Genomic DNA, 13,139 nt, shown 5'->3' on the forward strand with positions numbered 1-13,139 from the left:
GCATGGGCCAGCTCAAGCACAGCGAACTCGCCGACCGGATCCTCGGCGGCTGGACGGGGCGGATCGCCGGGAACATGCTCGGCAAGCCGGTCGAGAGCGGTGACCACTGGACGCGCGAGCGGATCGACGCCTATCTGCGGCTGACCGACGCCCTGCCGCTCACCGACTACCTTCCTCCGCCGCCGGCCGCCGGAGCCGACGGCTTCGAGCTGCGCCCGGAGTGGCCGCAGTGCGTGCGCGGCCGGATCAACGGCAGCTGCCGGGACGACGACATCGACTACACGATCCTGGGGCTGCATCTGCTGGAGACCCGCGGTTTCGCCTTCACGACCGAGCAGGTGGGCGAGCACTGGCTGCTGCGGCTGCCCTACCTCCAGACCTTCACGGCGGAGCGGGTGGCCTACCGGAACCTGGCCAACGGCCTCAGGCCGCCGTTGACCGCCACGTACGACAATCCGTACCAGGAGTGGATCGGGGCGCTGATCAGGGCGGATGTCTACGGCTTCACCTCGCCGGGCGATCCGCGCCGGGCGGCCTCGCTCGCCCGCCGGGACGCGGCCCTCTCCCACACGGGGAACGGGGTGTACGGGGCGATGTGGGCGGCGGCGCTGATCGCCGCCGCGTTCACCGCCCCCGACGTCCGCTCCGCGCTGCCGGCCGCCCTGGAGCGGATCCCGGCGAGCAGCCGGCTCGCCCGGACCGTACGGCACACCATGGCGCTGCACGAGGCGGGCGTCGAGTGGTCCGACACCCTCGCCGAACTGGCGAAGGAGACCGGCTCGCTCGGCTGGATCCACACGGTGCCGAACGCGGCGGTGCTGACCGCCGGGCTCCTTTACGGGGAGGGGGACTTCACCCGCACCGTGACGCTGACCGTGCGCGGCGGCCTGGACACCGACTCCAACGGGGCGACGGCCGGTGCCGTCGCCGGGGTGCTGTGCGGGGCCGCGGCGATCCCGCCGCAGTGGTCGCAGCCGCTGCGGGACCGGGTGCGCAGCGCGGTCGCGGGCTTCGACCACGCGCGGATCAGCGAGCTGGCCGAACGGACGGTCCGGCTGGCTACGCTGACGGGATGACGACCTCTGACTTCGCCACGTATCTGGCGGGCCTGCCCCGGGTCCTGGCCGGTGCGGCCGCCCTCTTCCGGGACCGGGCCGGCCGGGTGCTCATCGTCGAGCCGAACTACCGGGAGGGGTGGGCGCTGCCGGGCGGCACGATCGAGTCGGACGCGGGCGAGACGCCCCGCCAGGGCGCCCGCCGCGAGACGGCCGAGGAGATCGGCCTGGACGTCGACCTGGGCGCGCTGCTCGCGGTGGACTGGTCGCACGGGCCGGACCGCCCGCCGCTGGTGGCGTACCTGTACGACGGCGGGGTGCTGTCGGACGAGCAGCTGGGGACGATCCGGATCCAGGAGGAGGAGCTGATCTCCTGGAAGCTGGTGCACCCCGACGAGATCCCCGCCCACCTGCCCGGCTCCCTCGGCCCCCGGGTCCTCGCCGCCCTCGACGTCCTGGAGCGCGGCCACGGCCCGGTGGAGCTGGAGAACGGCCGCGTCGCACGATGAGCCGGGCCGCGGTGCGGCTCGTGGTGGCCGTGTGGGTGGCGGGCCTGCTGGTGGGCACGGTGACCCACCTCGGGGACCTCCTCACCGAGGGGCCGTTCGCCCACCGGGAGTTCGCGCCGGCCTGGCTCGACCTGTACTGGTCGTCGCTCGCGGTCGTCGACCCGCTGGCCGCGGTCCTGCTGCTGCGGGGCCGGCGGGTGGGCGTCGACCTGCTCCTGGCCGTCCTCGCGACGGATCTGGCGGCCGACGCGTACGCGGTTCTCGTGCTGCTCGACGGCTCACCGGCGGGGACGGGCGGCCTCGGGCGGGTGCTGGCCTTCGGGCTGTTCGTCCTCGTCACCGCTCCGTGGGTGCGCCGGGCGTTCAGCCCTGCGGCGGCTCCTGCGGGATGAGGCCGCCGCGCACCGGCTCGTCGCGGGAGGCGGTGCGGGCCTCGGTGCGGTGGCCGCGGGCGATGTAGTCGCGGACGACCGCCTCGACGGCGTCCTGCGGGTTGCCGATGCCGGCGAGGACCATGACCTCGACGACCAGTTCGGCGTCGAGGGAGACGTTCACCTTGGCCATGCGGGCAACCTAGCAGCCGTTAATCGGCTCGCGGGAGGCCTTCGGGACTGCCTACCCTCGCCGTATGACGATGGTCGCGATCTTCACCGGTGCCGGTATCTCGACGGACTCGGGCATCCCCGACTACCGGGGCCCGAACGGGCTGTGGCGGCGTGACCCGGAGGCCGAGCGGCTCGTCACCTACGGGCCGTACATGGCCGACCCGGAGGTCCGCCGCCGTTCGTGGCTCATGCGGCTCGACGGCGAGGCCCTGAACGCCGAGCCGAACGCCGCGCACCACGCCATCGCCGCGTACGAGGGGAGCGGCAACGCGCTGCGGGTCATCACGCAGAACGTGGACGGGCTGCACCAGGCCGCCGGGGTGCCCGACCGCAAGGTGCTCGAACTGCACGGCGCGGCCCGGTCGGTGGTGTGCACGGCCTGCCACGCCCGCTCGTCGATGGCCGAAGCGCTGGACCGGGTGAGGGCCGGCGAGGCCGATCCGCCCTGCCGCGCCTGCGGCGGCATCCTGAAGGCGGCGACCGTCATGTTCGGGCAGCGGCTCGACCCGGTGGTGCTCGGGCAGGCCATGTCGATCGCGAAGGCGGCGCAGGTCTTCATCGCCGTCGGCTCGACCCTCCAGGTGCAGCCGGCCGCCTCGCTCGTGGGCATGGCCGCCGAGCAGGGCGCCCGACTCCTCATCGTGAACGCCGAGCCCACCCCGTACGACCCGCTCGCGGACGAGGTCGTGCGCGAGCCGATCGGCACGGCACTGCCCGCGCTGCTGGAGAGCCTGCGCTAGGCCGTGTCCGTAAAGTCCCGCCTGGCCCGCGACCCCTGGCACGCACGCTCGCTGCGTTGTCGGGATCACCCAAGTACGCTCAGTACGAGGGCGACCCTCCGCCTTGCGATCGCACGCACCAGACGCCGCGGGCCCTGCCCTGCGGGCAGACGGCGCTACTTTCCGGACACGACCTAGGGCTTTCGCCAGGGCCTTCTAGAACAGGGCGTCGGGTGCCGGGCCGACCGGGGAGCCCGACTCGAAGGCGAGCAGGCGCTTCTTGCGGTCCAGGCCGCCGCCGTAGCCGGTGAGGCTGCCGCTCGTGCCGATCACGCGGTGGCAGGGGACGACGATGCTGACCGGGTTCTTGCCGTTGGCGAGGCCGACCGCGCGTGAGGCGCCGGGGTTGCCGAGGGCCTCGGCGAGTTCGCCGTACGTCCGGGTCTCCCCGTACGGGATGAGCCGCAGCTGCTCCCAGACCCGCAGCTGGAACGGGGTGCCGATGAGCTTCAACGGCAGCTCGAATTCGGTGAGTTCGCCGGCGAAGTAGGCGTCGAGCTGGCGCACGGCCTCGGCGAAGGGGCGCGGGTCGCGCTCGCCGAAGGTCTCCTCGGGCGGGCGGTGGCGCTGGTCGGTCATGTGGATGCGGCTGAGGACGCCGTCGACGGCGACGAGGGTCAGCGCGTCGTAGGGGCTGTCCACGACCGTGTGCTGGACGGTGGGCACGGGGCTCGACTTCCTTACGCGGGGAGGTGGTTGATCGGGTGGGTTTCGGTGGCCCAGAGGTACTGGACCGCGTAGGCCCGCCAGGGCCGCCAGTGCGCGGCGCGTGCGGTGAGGGCGGCGGGGGTGGCGGGCAGGCCGAGGCCCTGGGCGGCGCGGCGGACGCCGAGGTCGCCGGGCAGGAAGGCGTCGGGGTCGCCGAGTGCCCGCATGGCGATGACCTCGGTGGTCCAGGGGCCGAATCCGGGCAGGGCGAGGAGCCGGGCGCGGGCCTCGGTCCAGTCGCTCTCCGGTCCGAGCGCCAGGCTTCCGTCGGCGAGCGCGCCGACCAGGGTGAGCAGGGTCGTGCGGCGGCTGCGGGGCAGGGCGAGGGCCTCCGGGTCGAGGCCGGCGAGCGCGTCCATGGTCGGGAAGAGGTGGGTGAGGCCGCCCTCCGGGTCCTCGACGGGGACGCCGTGCGCGGTGACCAGGCGGGCCGCGTGGGTGCGGGCGGCGGCCGTGGACACCTGCTGGCCGAGCACCGCCCGTACGGCGAACTCGGCGGCGTCGACGGTGCGCGGCACCCGCCGTCCGGGCGCGGCGTCGACCAGCGGCGCGAGCAGCGGGTCGGTGCGCAGCTGCTCGTCGACGGCCACGGGGTCGGCGTCCAGGTCGAGCAGCCGGCGGCAGCGGCTGATGGCGTGGGTGAGGTCGCGCGGGTCGGTGAGGGACAGCCGGCACAGCACGTGGTCGGGGCGGGGGGTGAGGACGACGATCCCGTGCCCGTACGGGAGGCTCAGGGTGCGCCGGTAGGAGCCGTCGCGCCACTCCTCCACACCGGGGACGGCGGTGGCGGCGAGGTGGCCGAAGAGGTTGGAGGGGTTGAGGGGCGCGCGGAACGGCAGCCGCAGGGTGATCGCGCCGGGCGGCGGTGCGGGCGACACCGGTGCCGCACCGCGCGGCCCGGCGGCGCGGGCGCGCAGTTCGCCGGGGGTGAGGGCGAAGACCTCGCGGACGGTGTCGTTGAAGGTGCGGATGGAGGCGAAACCGGCCGCGAAGGCGATCTCGGCCATGGGCATGGGGGTGGTCTCGATGAGCAGCCGGGCGGTCTGGGCGCGCTGGGCGCGGGCGAGGGCGAGCGGTCCGGCGCCGACTTCGGCCAGGAGCTGGCGCTCGATCTGGCGGGTGGAGTAGCCGAGCCGGGCGGCGAGGCCCGGGACGCCCTCCCGGTCCACGACGCCGTCCTGGATGAGCCGCATGGCGCGGGCGACGGCGTCGGCCCGCGCGTTCCAGTGCGGCGAGCCGGGGCTGGTGTCGGGCCGGCAGCGCTTGCAGGCACGGAAGCCGGCCCGCTGGCAGGAGGCGGCGGTGGGGTGGAACTCCATGTTCTCGGGCTTGGGCGGCACGACCGGGCAGCTGGGGCGGCAGTAGATCCGGGTGGTGCGGACGGCGGTGAAGAACACGCCGTCGAAGCGGGCGTCCTTGGATCGGACGGCCCGCACGCAGCGCTCGGTGTCGGTGTGCATGCCTCAAGGATGGCGGCTCGCCGGGGGGCGGGCTGGCGAGAAAACGACATCGACCTTCGCGAGGCGGGTGGGGCGGGTAAGGCGGGCGGGGCGGCCCGGGCCCGTGAGCGGGGGGAGGCGGCGGACGCGGTGCGGCCCGGATCGCGGACCGGGCGTGGGGCGGGCCGTCGCCCTGGCCGGACCGTCGCCGTCAGGCGGGCCGTGGCCCCGTACGGCCTCGCCCACCGACCGGCACCCCGGCCTGCTACAGCAGGCCGATCGCCGCGGCAGCGCGTGCCGTCAGGCATGCCGCTCCTCTCGGTTCGCCCCGCCTCTGCCTCGCCCGGCGCTCCGCCGCGCCGACCGCCCGAGGCCACCGGTCGGCCTCGCCCCCGGCCGTTCGGCCGCGCGGGCCGGCCGGTCAGCTCGCGTGGTCGGGGGCCCGCCCTCACCCGCCCCCAGCCGGGTCACCTCGTCCGCCCGTCCTCGTCCACCCGTCGGTCGACCTCACGCCTCCGCCCAGCTGTCTCGCGGGCCGCGCGCCTGACCCGGCGCGTCCCCGCTCGCTCGACGGCCTCGCCGCGGCGTGGCGGGGCGGGGCGGGGCGTCAGGCGTACCGGCCCGGGCCGCTCGCCCGGGCCGTCCCGGCGGCGGCCGTCGCGCTCTCCCCCGCGGCCGGCCCAGGGCCGGTTCCCGTGAGCGGCAGGTCCGGGAGGTAGTGCGAGAAGAAGACCTGGCTCACCAGCTCGCGGCGCGAGCGGACTCCGGTCTTGGCGAAGACCGACTTGAGGTGGTCCTGGACGGTGAAGGGGGAGAGCGCCAGCCGGGCGGCGATCTCGTTCGTGGGCGCGCCGCTGACGACCTGGGCGAGGACCTGGCACTCCCGGGGACTGAGCGCGTAGGCCTCCATCAGGGCGGCGACCCGGTCCGGCGGCGACGCCGGCCCCAGCGACAGGGCCACCTGGGCGCCGTCCCCCGTCTCCAGGCGCCAGCCCTCGATGGCGGCCCAGCCGCCGGAACGGGTCGGGACGCACACACGGCTGCCGCCCGTCGGACTGCTCAGGGCCGCGGCGGCGACACCGTACGCGGCGGCCGGCAGGCCCGTGCCGCGCGCGGGCGTCTCGGCGAGTTCGGCGCACCAGGCGGCGGCCGTGGCGGACTCGGTGACGGTCTCGTACCGGGAGTCGAGCACCACCAGGGCGCGGACGTCGAGGCCGGGGGCGGTGGGCCGTTCGGTCAGGGAGTCGCGGAGGGCGCGCCCGAGCGGGCCGGAGAGCCGGGCGGCGGCGGCCGTCTCGGCGGCGGAGAACGGCGGCCGGTCCGCGGAGCGCACGAGCACCAGGGCGCCCCACACCCGGCCGGCGTCGCGCAGCAGCACCCGCATCTCGTCGCCGAGACCGAGCGGGCGGTAGATGTCCCGGTAGCGGGCGCTCCGGTCCAGCCTGCCGTCGAGGGCCGTGGTCAGGGTGCCCACCGGACACGGCTGCCGGGCCAGGGCGGGCATGAGGAGGGCGTCCCCCTCGCGGTACTCGATGTCCAGCAGCCGGGGCATCCACGGGGCGCTGACACCGTGCTCGTAGCAGCCGCCGACGTTGAGGAGGGTGACCGGATCGAGGAGCACTCCGGCCCAGAGCTCGTACGGGACGAGGTCGGCGAGGGCCGCGGCGGCGGCCTCCAGTACGGCGACGGGGCCGCCTTCGGGCTTCCGCCCGCCCCCGAAGGCCCGCTCGTGACCGCGCCCGTGGCCCCGCTCGTGGCCGCGCCCGTGGCCGAGCCCCCGGCCACGGGCGTTGTCTCTTCGCCCGTCGGTGACGAGACGGTCCATGCGGCCCCCCGATGTTCCCGCCCCGTCCCGTTCTGTCCGGGGCTCTCGCCCCAGCGTCCTCCGGAGCGCTGAACGTCTGATAAACGACCCGTCCTTCCCCAGATTCCTGGGATACCGCCGCCGGTGGCGCCGTCCGCACACTGCGCTGCATGGCCGAAACGGACACCAAGACGATGACGGGGACGAAGACGGGGACGAAGACGGGAACGGAGGGGCCGGGGAGAGGCGTCCTGGAGGGGGCGTTCGCCTTGCTGGACGCGCTGCGGCGGCGGGGCGGGGAGGCCGGTCTGACGGAGCTCGCCGTGGCGTGCGGGGTGCCCAAGGCGACCGCGCACCGCCTGCTGGACCAACTGGGGCCGCTGGGCGCGGTCGAACGGCGCGGCAGCCGCTATGTGCTGGGGCCTCAGCTGTTCCGGCTGGGCGAGTCCTGGCAGCCGTATCCCGGACTGAGGGACGCGGCCCGGCTCCCGCTGCACCGGCTGCGGGCCGCCACGGGGGCCGGTGTGGTGCTCGCGGTGCCCCACGGCGGCCGCGCGCTCGCCGTCGCGACCGTACCCGGACGGGCGGAGGGGGCCGTGGCGCTCCGGGAGGGGATGACCTTCCCGCTCGGTACGGCGATGGGCCGGGCGCTGGAGAGCCGGGACCACGGGCCGTTCGTGGACCGGGGGACGCGGGCGGTCGGTGTGGCGGGCTCTGCGCGGGCGGGGTCGGCGGCGGGTGTCGACTGTGTCGCGCTGCCGGTGCGGGGGCCCGGGGGCCGGGTCGTGGCCGGTGTCGCCGCACTGGCTCCCGCCGGCGGGAGCCTGGGCCCGGTCGTCGCCGCGACCGTCTCGGCGGCCTCGGCCGTCACGGCCGGGCTCCAGGGAGCGGGCCGGGAGCGCGGGATGTCCCTCGCCTCGGTGTGAGCCTCGGCGGAAGGGCCGGGCGGGACCACCTGGCCCGTACCCTCAGCCCAGGGCGGCTTCGAAGGTCTCGTACGCGGCCCGGTCGAAGAGCACGAACCGCACCTCCCGCACGGGGGCGGCGGCCGCCTCCCGGACGGTGCGGATCGCGACGCGGGCCCCGTCGTCCATGGGCCAGCCGTAGACGCCGGTGGAGATGGCGGGGAAGGCGACCGTCTCGGCACCCAGTTCGGCGGCCACGCGCAGGGACTCGCGGTAGCAGGAGGCGAGCAGCGCGGAGCGGTCCTCCTCGCGGCTGTGGACCGGGCCGACGGTGTGGACGACCCAGCGGGCGGCGAGGTTCCCGGCGGTGGTGGCGACGGCCTGGCCGGTGGGCAGTCCACGGCCGTAGTGGCCGGCGCGGAGCTTTCGGCACGCGTCCAGGATGGCGGGGCCGCCCTTGCGGTGGATCGCCCCGTCGACTCCGCCGCCGCCGAGGAGGGAGGAGTTGGCGGCGTTGACGATGACGTCGGTGTCCTGCGCGGTGATGTCGCCGTGGACGAGGACGATCTCGGGTCGGGTGGTGGTCATGCCCTCATCCTCCCGCCGCGGCTGGGGGCCCGCACCGCTATTGCACTCCCGGGGTGCGCAGCCGCCGCCAGACGGCCTTGGCCGCGTTGTGGCCGGACATGCCGTGGACGCCGGGGCCCGGCGGGGTGGCGGAGGAGCAGAGGAAGACCGCCGGGTGCGGGGTGGCGTAGGGGAAGAGGGAGAGCTTCGGGCGCAGGAGCAGCTGGAGGCCGCGGGCGGCGCCGCAGGCGATGTCGCCGCCGACGTAGTTGGCGTTGCGGGCGGCGAGTTCGGGCGGGCCGGCGGTGGCGCGGGCGAGGACGAGGTCGCGGAAGCCGGGCGCGAAGCGCTCGATCTGACGCTCGATCGCCTCGGTGAGGTCGCCGCGCCAGCCGTTGGGGACATGGCCGTAGGCCCAGAAGACGTGTTTGCCCTCGGGGGCCCGGCCGGGGTCGACGAGGCTGGGCTGGGCGGTGATGAGGAACGGGGTGTCGGGGGCGGTGCCGGAGGAGGCCTGTCGCAGGGCGATGTCGATCTCGCCCCGGGTGGGGCCGATCTGGACGGTGCCGGCCCGGCGGGCGGCCTCGGCGGTCCAGGGCACGGGGCCCGACAGGGCGTAGTCGATCTTGAAGGCGCTGGCGCCGTAGCGGTAGCCGTCGTAGAAGGCACCGAGTCCGGCGATCCGGGCGAGGGCGGTGGGCGAGGTGTCGAAGACGTAGGCGCGGGCGGGCGGCAGATCGTCGAGGCGCTTGACCTCGAAGTCGGTGTGGACGGCGCCGCCGAGCTCCTTCAGATACGCGGTGAGGGCGTCGGAGATCGACTGGGAACCGCCCCGGGGCAGCGGCCAGCCGGCGGCGTGGGCGGCGAGTGCGAAGACCAGGCCGACGGCGCCGGTGGCGAGGCCGCCGAGCGGGGCGATGACATGGCCGACGAGCCCGGAGAACAGGGCCTGCGCCTTCTCGTCGCGGAAGCGGCGCATCAGCCAGGTGGACGGCGGGAGTCCGGTGAGGCCGAAGCGGGCGAGGGTGACCGGGTCGCGGGGCAGCGCGGTGAGCGGCAGCTGCATGAAGTCCCGGAGGAGGGTTTCCCACCGGGGCAGGAACGGCTCGACGAGGCGTCGGTACGTGCCGGCGTCACGCGGTCCGAGGGAGGCGGCGGTCTCGGCGACGGAGCGGGAGAGGACGGCGGCGGTGCCGTCGTCCCAGGGGTGGGCCATGGGCAGTTCCGGGTGCAGCCACTCCAGGCCGTGGCGGTCCAGCGGCATGGTCCGGAAGACGGGCGAGCCGACGCCCAGCGGGTGCACGGCGGAGCAGGGGTCGTGCCGGAAGCCGGGCAGTGTCAGTTCCTCGGTGCGGGCACCGCCGCCGACGGTGGACTTCGCCTCGAACACGGCGACGGAGAAGCCGCGTCGGGCGAGCTCCACGGCGGCGGTCAGTCCGTTGGGTCCCGCCCCCACGACGACGGCATCGAGCATCGACGGCACCTTCGGACTCCTTCGTCAGCCGATGGCCAGGGGCCAGGGGTCTCCCAGCATATTCCCGGCCCCGTACGGCACTTAGCGGCCCCCGAGCAGTGACCGGATCCTGGCGGCCGTCGCGGCGTCACGGGCCGCGGTGAACGGCAGGGTGTTGCCACCGGTGATGCGGAAGGGCTCGCCGGTGAGGGTCAGGTCGGCGCCGCCCGCCTCGGTGACCAGGAGCAGTCCGGCGGCGTGGTCCCACGCGTACTCCCAGCTGAAGGCGACGCCATCGAGCCGGCCGCGGGCGACGGCCAGGTATTCCAGGCCGGCGGAGCCGCAGGGGCGGGGGCTGACGCCCTCGGTGCGCAGTCCGAGCAGGGCGCGCTTCTGGTCCGGGGTGGTGTAGTCGGGGTGGGAGGTGGCGACCTCCAGGACCGCTCCGGGAGCGGGCGCCCCGGACCGTATCGCCGCTCCGTTGAGCGTGGCGCCGCGGCCGCGCACGGCGACGGCGAGCTCCTCCAGTGCGGGGGCGTAGGTCCACGAGGCGAGGACCTCGCCGCGGCGGGCGAGGGCGACGAGCGTGCAGAAGCCGGCCTCGCCGCGGACGAACTGGCGGGTGCCGTCGACCGGGTCGACGATCCACACCGGCGCGTCGCCCTTGATGGCCTCGTAGACCGAGGGGTCGGCGTGCACGGCCTCCTCGCCGACGACCACGGAGCCGGGCAGGAGGGCGGTGAGGGAGCTGGTGAGGTGGGCCTCGGCGGCCCGGTCGGCGACGGTGACGAGGTCGTGCGGCCCGTTCTTCTCGACGATCTCGTCGGCGCCGAGCTGGCGGAAGCGCGGCATGATCTCGGCGGCGGCGGCCTTGCGGACCGCCTCCTCCACCTCGGTGGTGCCGCCGGCGAGGACGTGGTCGAGGAAGTCGGTGACGTCGGTGTGTCCGCTCATGTGACCAGCCAAGCACACCCGACTGACATTCCGGCGGCCTTGCGGCGACCTGTGGACAACCGGCGGACGACCCCCGGCCCGCGCGTACCCTTTGATCGAGTTCACCCTGTGTTCCACCCCTTGTACCCCCAGGGAGGGTCCGTGCACGGCGAGTACAAGGTCCCGGGCGGCAAGCTGGTCGTCGTCGACCTCGACGTGGAGGACGGCGTGCTGCGCCGGGTCCGGGTCGCGGGCGACTTCTTCCTGGAGCCGGACGAGGCGATCCTGGCGATCGACCGTGCCCTGGAGGGCGCTCCCGCCGACACCGACGCCGCCGGTCTGGCGGCCCGGATCGACCAGGCGCTGCCACCCGGCACGGAGATGTTCGGTCTGACCACGGAGGGCGTCGGCGTCGCGGTCCGCCGGGCGCTCGCGCACGCCACGGACTGGACGGACTACGACTGGCAGCTGATCCACGAGCCGCCGCGGCCGCCCGCCCTGCACATGGCGCTCGACGAGGTCCTCACGGCGGAGGTGGCGGCCGGGCGCCGCCCGCCGACGCTGCGGGTCTGGGAGTGGGGCGCCCCCGCCGTCGTCATCGGCAGCTTCCAGTCCCTGCGCAACGAGGTGGACCCGGAGGCGGCGGAGCGGCACGGCATCGAGGTGGTCCGCCGGATCAGCGGCGGCGGCGCCATGTTCATCGAGCCGGGCAACACCATCACGTACTCGCTCTCGGTCCCCGACGCCCTGGTGAAGGGCCTCTCCTTCACCGACAGCTACGCGTATCTCGACGACTGGGTGCTCGGCGCGCTCGGCGACATGGGGATCAAGGCCTGGTACCAGCCGCTGAACGACATCGCCACGGACGCGGGGAAGATCGCGGGCGCCGCCCAGAAGCGCGTGGTCGCGGGCGAGGGCGCGGTGCTGCACCACGTGACGATGGCGTACGACATCGACGCCGACAAGATGACGGAGGTGCTGCGCATCGGCCGCGAGAAGCTGTCCGACAAGGGCACCGGGAGCGCCAGGAAGAGGGTGGACCCGCTGCGCCGCCAGACCGGTCTGCCGCGCGAGGCCGTCATCGACCGCATGATCGCCTCCTTCCGCGACCGGTACGGCCTGACGGAGGGCCGGGTCACGGAGGAGGAGCTGGCGCGGGCGAAGGAGCTGGCGGAGTCCAAGTTCAAGGCCCGTGAGTGGACCGCGCGGGTGCCGTAGCGGTGACCGCGAGGAGCCGTGGGGCCGCCCCGCAGGCCGTGTCTTTCGGATCTTGCCGGGCTCGCGACTCCCCCAGAGCTTCGCCTGGGAGGTGCCCCCATGCGCACGCACGCTCGCCGCGTTGTCGTCGGTCGCCGATGTCCCCCAGGCTCCGCCCGGGAGGTGCCCCCACCGCATGGACTCCCTCCTCCGCCTTGCGATCGCACGCACCAGACGCCGCTCCCTGATCCGGCCTGATCCAAAAGACACGGCCTAGGCTCCCTCCATGCGGATCGATCACCCGGTGCGGCCGGGGCTGCGGATGGAGTGCGCGGACGGCGGGCGGCTGGTGCTGGTGCAGGGCGGGCGGCCCGTGCTGTTCGCGCGGCAGCGCGCCACTCACCGCGGGGTGCACTACGCGCGGACCGGGGAGTACCGCTCGCCGCTGGCGCCCGGGCGCGCCGACACGGCCAGGGCCGTCGCCGCGTTCGCCCCGGCGGGGTCGGACGCCTGGACCGAGCGGTGGGCCGCCCACGCGGCGGCGGAGCTGCGCGGGGCGGCCGAGGGGCCGCTGCACGAGGGCGACTGGAATCTGGGCGCGATGACTCCGGGCTGGTTCGTGGACCGCAACTGGGCCAAGCTGCCGGCGCACGATCCCGACCGGGGTCACCTCACCTGGTTCGGGTACGGCGATCCGGACGAGGACGCCCGCGATCTGCTGCCGCTGCGGGCGCTGTCCGCCCCGGACGCGGCCCGGGTGAAGGCGTACCGCCGGCAGTACCGGGAGGGCGTGCTGCCGCCCGTGCTGCTGTGGTGGGTCAGCGGACTGAACTCGCCGGTGGTGCTCGACGGGCACGACCGGCTCGTCGCGGCCCTGGCGGAGGGCGGCCGGCCTGCCGTGCTGCTGGTTTCCCGGGCCGTCGACGCCGCCTATGTGGCGGCGTGCTCCGCCCGGCCGATCGAGGAGTATGAGTACCGGGCGGCAGCGCCGGCAGACGACGATCCGCTGGCCGGGACGAAGGCCGCCATGGCGAGCCGCCGGCTCGCCGACGCCCTGCGGGCGATCGAGCGGACCCCGTGGATCACCCGGGCGTGGCCGCTCGCCGGAGGCGTGGCCGCCTGGGAGCGTTCCGTGGCGGCACACGTGCCGGGGTGGGGGCCGGCGCCCCTGCCCTGATCCGGTGA

At 75.2% G+C, this 13,139-nt stretch carries 14 protein-coding genes; 7 read left to right on the forward strand and 7 right to left on the reverse strand.

Annotated elements, in window-relative coordinates; translation table 11 throughout:
• Nucleotides 1-2: 2 nt before the first annotated feature.
• The 3 genes from ACFY7C_RS05795 to ACFY7C_RS05805 are packed head-to-tail and all read left to right on the forward strand — an operon-like array spanning nucleotide 3 to nucleotide 1,956.
• The gene (locus ACFY7C_RS05795; RefSeq protein WP_389644258.1) at nucleotides 3-1,076 is read left to right on the forward strand and encodes an ADP-ribosylglycohydrolase family protein; all 1,074 of its coding nucleotides are present in this window, start codon (nucleotides 3-5) and stop codon (nucleotides 1,074-1,076) included.
• The gene (locus tag ACFY7C_RS05800; protein ID WP_389644261.1) at nucleotides 1,073-1,564 is read left to right on the forward strand and encodes an NUDIX domain-containing protein; all 492 of its coding nucleotides are present in this window, start codon (nucleotides 1,073-1,075) and stop codon (nucleotides 1,562-1,564) included. The genes ACFY7C_RS05795 and ACFY7C_RS05800 overlap by 4 nt, the downstream gene beginning before the upstream one ends.
• Nucleotides 1,561-1,956 carry a hypothetical protein gene (locus tag ACFY7C_RS05805; RefSeq protein WP_389644263.1) on the forward strand — a complete coding sequence of 132 codons (396 nt, stop codon included), beginning with the start codon at nucleotides 1,561-1,563 and terminating at the stop codon, nucleotides 1,954-1,956. The genes ACFY7C_RS05800 and ACFY7C_RS05805 overlap by 4 nt, the downstream gene beginning before the upstream one ends.
• Here the strand turns inward: ACFY7C_RS05805 and ACFY7C_RS05810 are convergent.
• Nucleotides 1,928-2,128 (reverse strand): DUF2191 domain-containing protein, encoded by a 201-nt coding sequence (locus tag ACFY7C_RS05810; RefSeq protein WP_389644266.1) that lies wholly within the window; start codon nucleotides 2,126-2,128, stop codon nucleotides 1,928-1,930. The genes ACFY7C_RS05805 and ACFY7C_RS05810 overlap by 29 nt on opposite strands.
• A 64-nt stretch (nucleotides 2,129-2,192) precedes the next feature.
• On the opposite strand from ACFY7C_RS05810, the gene ACFY7C_RS05815 reads away from it, so the two are divergent.
• Nucleotides 2,193-2,909 carry an NAD-dependent deacetylase gene (locus tag ACFY7C_RS05815; RefSeq protein WP_389644269.1) on the forward strand — a complete coding sequence of 239 codons (717 nt, stop codon included), beginning with the start codon at nucleotides 2,193-2,195 and terminating at the stop codon, nucleotides 2,907-2,909.
• 195 nt (nucleotides 2,910-3,104) lie between these two features.
• On the opposite strand, the gene ACFY7C_RS05820 is transcribed toward ACFY7C_RS05815, so the two are convergent.
• From ACFY7C_RS05820 to ACFY7C_RS05830, 3 genes are all read right to left on the reverse strand, one after another.
• Entirely contained in the window at nucleotides 3,105-3,614 is a 510-nt protein-coding gene (locus ACFY7C_RS05820) for a methylated-DNA--[protein]-cysteine S-methyltransferase (RefSeq protein ID WP_389644272.1), read from the reverse strand.
• A 14-nt stretch (nucleotides 3,615-3,628) separates the two neighbouring features.
• Nucleotides 3,629-5,116 (reverse strand): DNA-3-methyladenine glycosylase 2 family protein, encoded by a 1,488-nt coding sequence (locus ACFY7C_RS05825; RefSeq protein ID WP_389644275.1) that lies wholly within the window; start codon nucleotides 5,114-5,116, stop codon nucleotides 3,629-3,631.
• A 586-nt stretch (nucleotides 5,117-5,702) separates the two neighbouring features.
• Nucleotides 5,703-6,920, reverse strand: a complete 1,218-nt coding sequence (locus ACFY7C_RS05830) for a LuxR C-terminal-related transcriptional regulator (RefSeq protein ID WP_389644278.1) — start codon at nucleotides 6,918-6,920, stop codon at nucleotides 5,703-5,705.
• Nucleotides 6,921-7,069: 149 nt separating this feature from the next.
• Between ACFY7C_RS05830 and ACFY7C_RS05835 the strand changes: the two genes are divergently transcribed.
• Nucleotides 7,070-7,825 carry an IclR family transcriptional regulator gene (locus ACFY7C_RS05835; RefSeq protein WP_389644281.1) on the forward strand — a complete coding sequence of 252 codons (756 nt, stop codon included), beginning with the start codon at nucleotides 7,070-7,072 and terminating at the stop codon, nucleotides 7,823-7,825.
• A gap of 42 nt (nucleotides 7,826-7,867) precedes the next feature.
• Here ACFY7C_RS05835 and ACFY7C_RS05840 read toward each other — a convergent pair whose 3' ends face one another.
• The 3 genes from ACFY7C_RS05840 to ACFY7C_RS05850 all read right to left on the reverse strand — a co-directional run bounded on the left by ACFY7C_RS05840 (nucleotide 7,868) and on the right by ACFY7C_RS05850 (nucleotide 10,778).
• Nucleotides 7,868-8,392 (reverse strand): O-acetyl-ADP-ribose deacetylase, encoded by a 525-nt coding sequence (locus tag ACFY7C_RS05840; protein ID WP_389644285.1) that lies wholly within the window; start codon nucleotides 8,390-8,392, stop codon nucleotides 7,868-7,870.
• A gap of 37 nt (nucleotides 8,393-8,429) precedes the next feature.
• Nucleotides 8,430-9,854: a phytoene desaturase family protein gene (locus ACFY7C_RS05845; protein WP_389644288.1), complete on the reverse strand. Its 1,425-nt coding sequence runs from the start codon at nucleotides 9,852-9,854 to the stop codon at nucleotides 8,430-8,432.
• Nucleotides 9,855-9,926: 72 nt separating this feature from the next.
• A complete protein-coding gene (locus tag ACFY7C_RS05850) occupies nucleotides 9,927-10,778 on the reverse strand; it encodes an inositol monophosphatase family protein (RefSeq protein ID WP_389644290.1) in 852 nt (283 codons plus the stop codon).
• A gap of 141 nt (nucleotides 10,779-10,919) precedes the next feature.
• Here ACFY7C_RS05850 and ACFY7C_RS05855 point away from each other — a divergent pair, with 141 nt between their 5' ends.
• Nucleotides 10,920-11,975, forward strand: a complete 1,056-nt coding sequence (locus ACFY7C_RS05855; RefSeq protein ID WP_389644293.1) for a biotin/lipoate A/B protein ligase family protein — start codon at nucleotides 10,920-10,922, stop codon at nucleotides 11,973-11,975.
• A 265-nt stretch (nucleotides 11,976-12,240) separates the two neighbouring features.
• Entirely contained in the window at nucleotides 12,241-13,131 is an 891-nt protein-coding gene (locus ACFY7C_RS05860; protein ID WP_389644296.1) for a hypothetical protein, read from the forward strand.
• Nucleotides 13,132-13,139: the final 8 nt, after the last annotated feature.

The sequence above is a fragment of the Streptomyces sp. NPDC012769 genome (genome assembly GCF_042901205.1).
Classification (GTDB): domain Bacteria; phylum Actinomycetota; class Actinomycetes; order Streptomycetales; family Streptomycetaceae; genus Streptomyces.

Bases quoted from the DNA above. Each gene is read 5' to 3' on its own strand.
- ACFY7C_RS05840 (WP_389644285.1), bottom strand. From the start codon at position 8,392: ATGACCACCACCCGACCCGAGATCGTCCTCGTCCACGGCGACATCACC.
- ACFY7C_RS05860 (WP_389644296.1), top strand. From the start codon at position 12,241: ATGCGGATCGATCACCCGGTGCGGCCGGGGCTGCGGATGGAGTGCGCG.
- ACFY7C_RS05835 (WP_389644281.1), top strand. From the start codon at position 7,070: ATGGCCGAAACGGACACCAAGACGATGACGGGGACGAAGACGGGGACG.
- ACFY7C_RS05830 (WP_389644278.1), bottom strand. From the start codon at position 6,920: ATGGACCGTCTCGTCACCGACGGGCGAAGAGACAACGCCCGTGGCCGG.
- ACFY7C_RS05850 (WP_389644290.1), bottom strand. From the start codon at position 10,778: ATGAGCGGACACACCGACGTCACCGACTTCCTCGACCACGTCCTCGCC.
- ACFY7C_RS05795 (WP_389644258.1), top strand. From the start codon at position 3: ATGGGCCAGCTCAAGCACAGCGAACTCGCCGACCGGATCCTCGGCGGC.
- ACFY7C_RS05825 (WP_389644275.1), bottom strand. From the start codon at position 5,116: ATGCACACCGACACCGAGCGCTGCGTGCGGGCCGTCCGATCCAAGGAC.
- ACFY7C_RS05805 (WP_389644263.1), top strand. From the start codon at position 1,561: ATGAGCCGGGCCGCGGTGCGGCTCGTGGTGGCCGTGTGGGTGGCGGGC.
- ACFY7C_RS05810 (WP_389644266.1), bottom strand. From the start codon at position 2,128: ATGGCCAAGGTGAACGTCTCCCTCGACGCCGAACTGGTCGTCGAGGTC.
- ACFY7C_RS05815 (WP_389644269.1), top strand. From the start codon at position 2,193: ATGACGATGGTCGCGATCTTCACCGGTGCCGGTATCTCGACGGACTCG.
- ACFY7C_RS05800 (WP_389644261.1), top strand. From the start codon at position 1,073: ATGACGACCTCTGACTTCGCCACGTATCTGGCGGGCCTGCCCCGGGTC.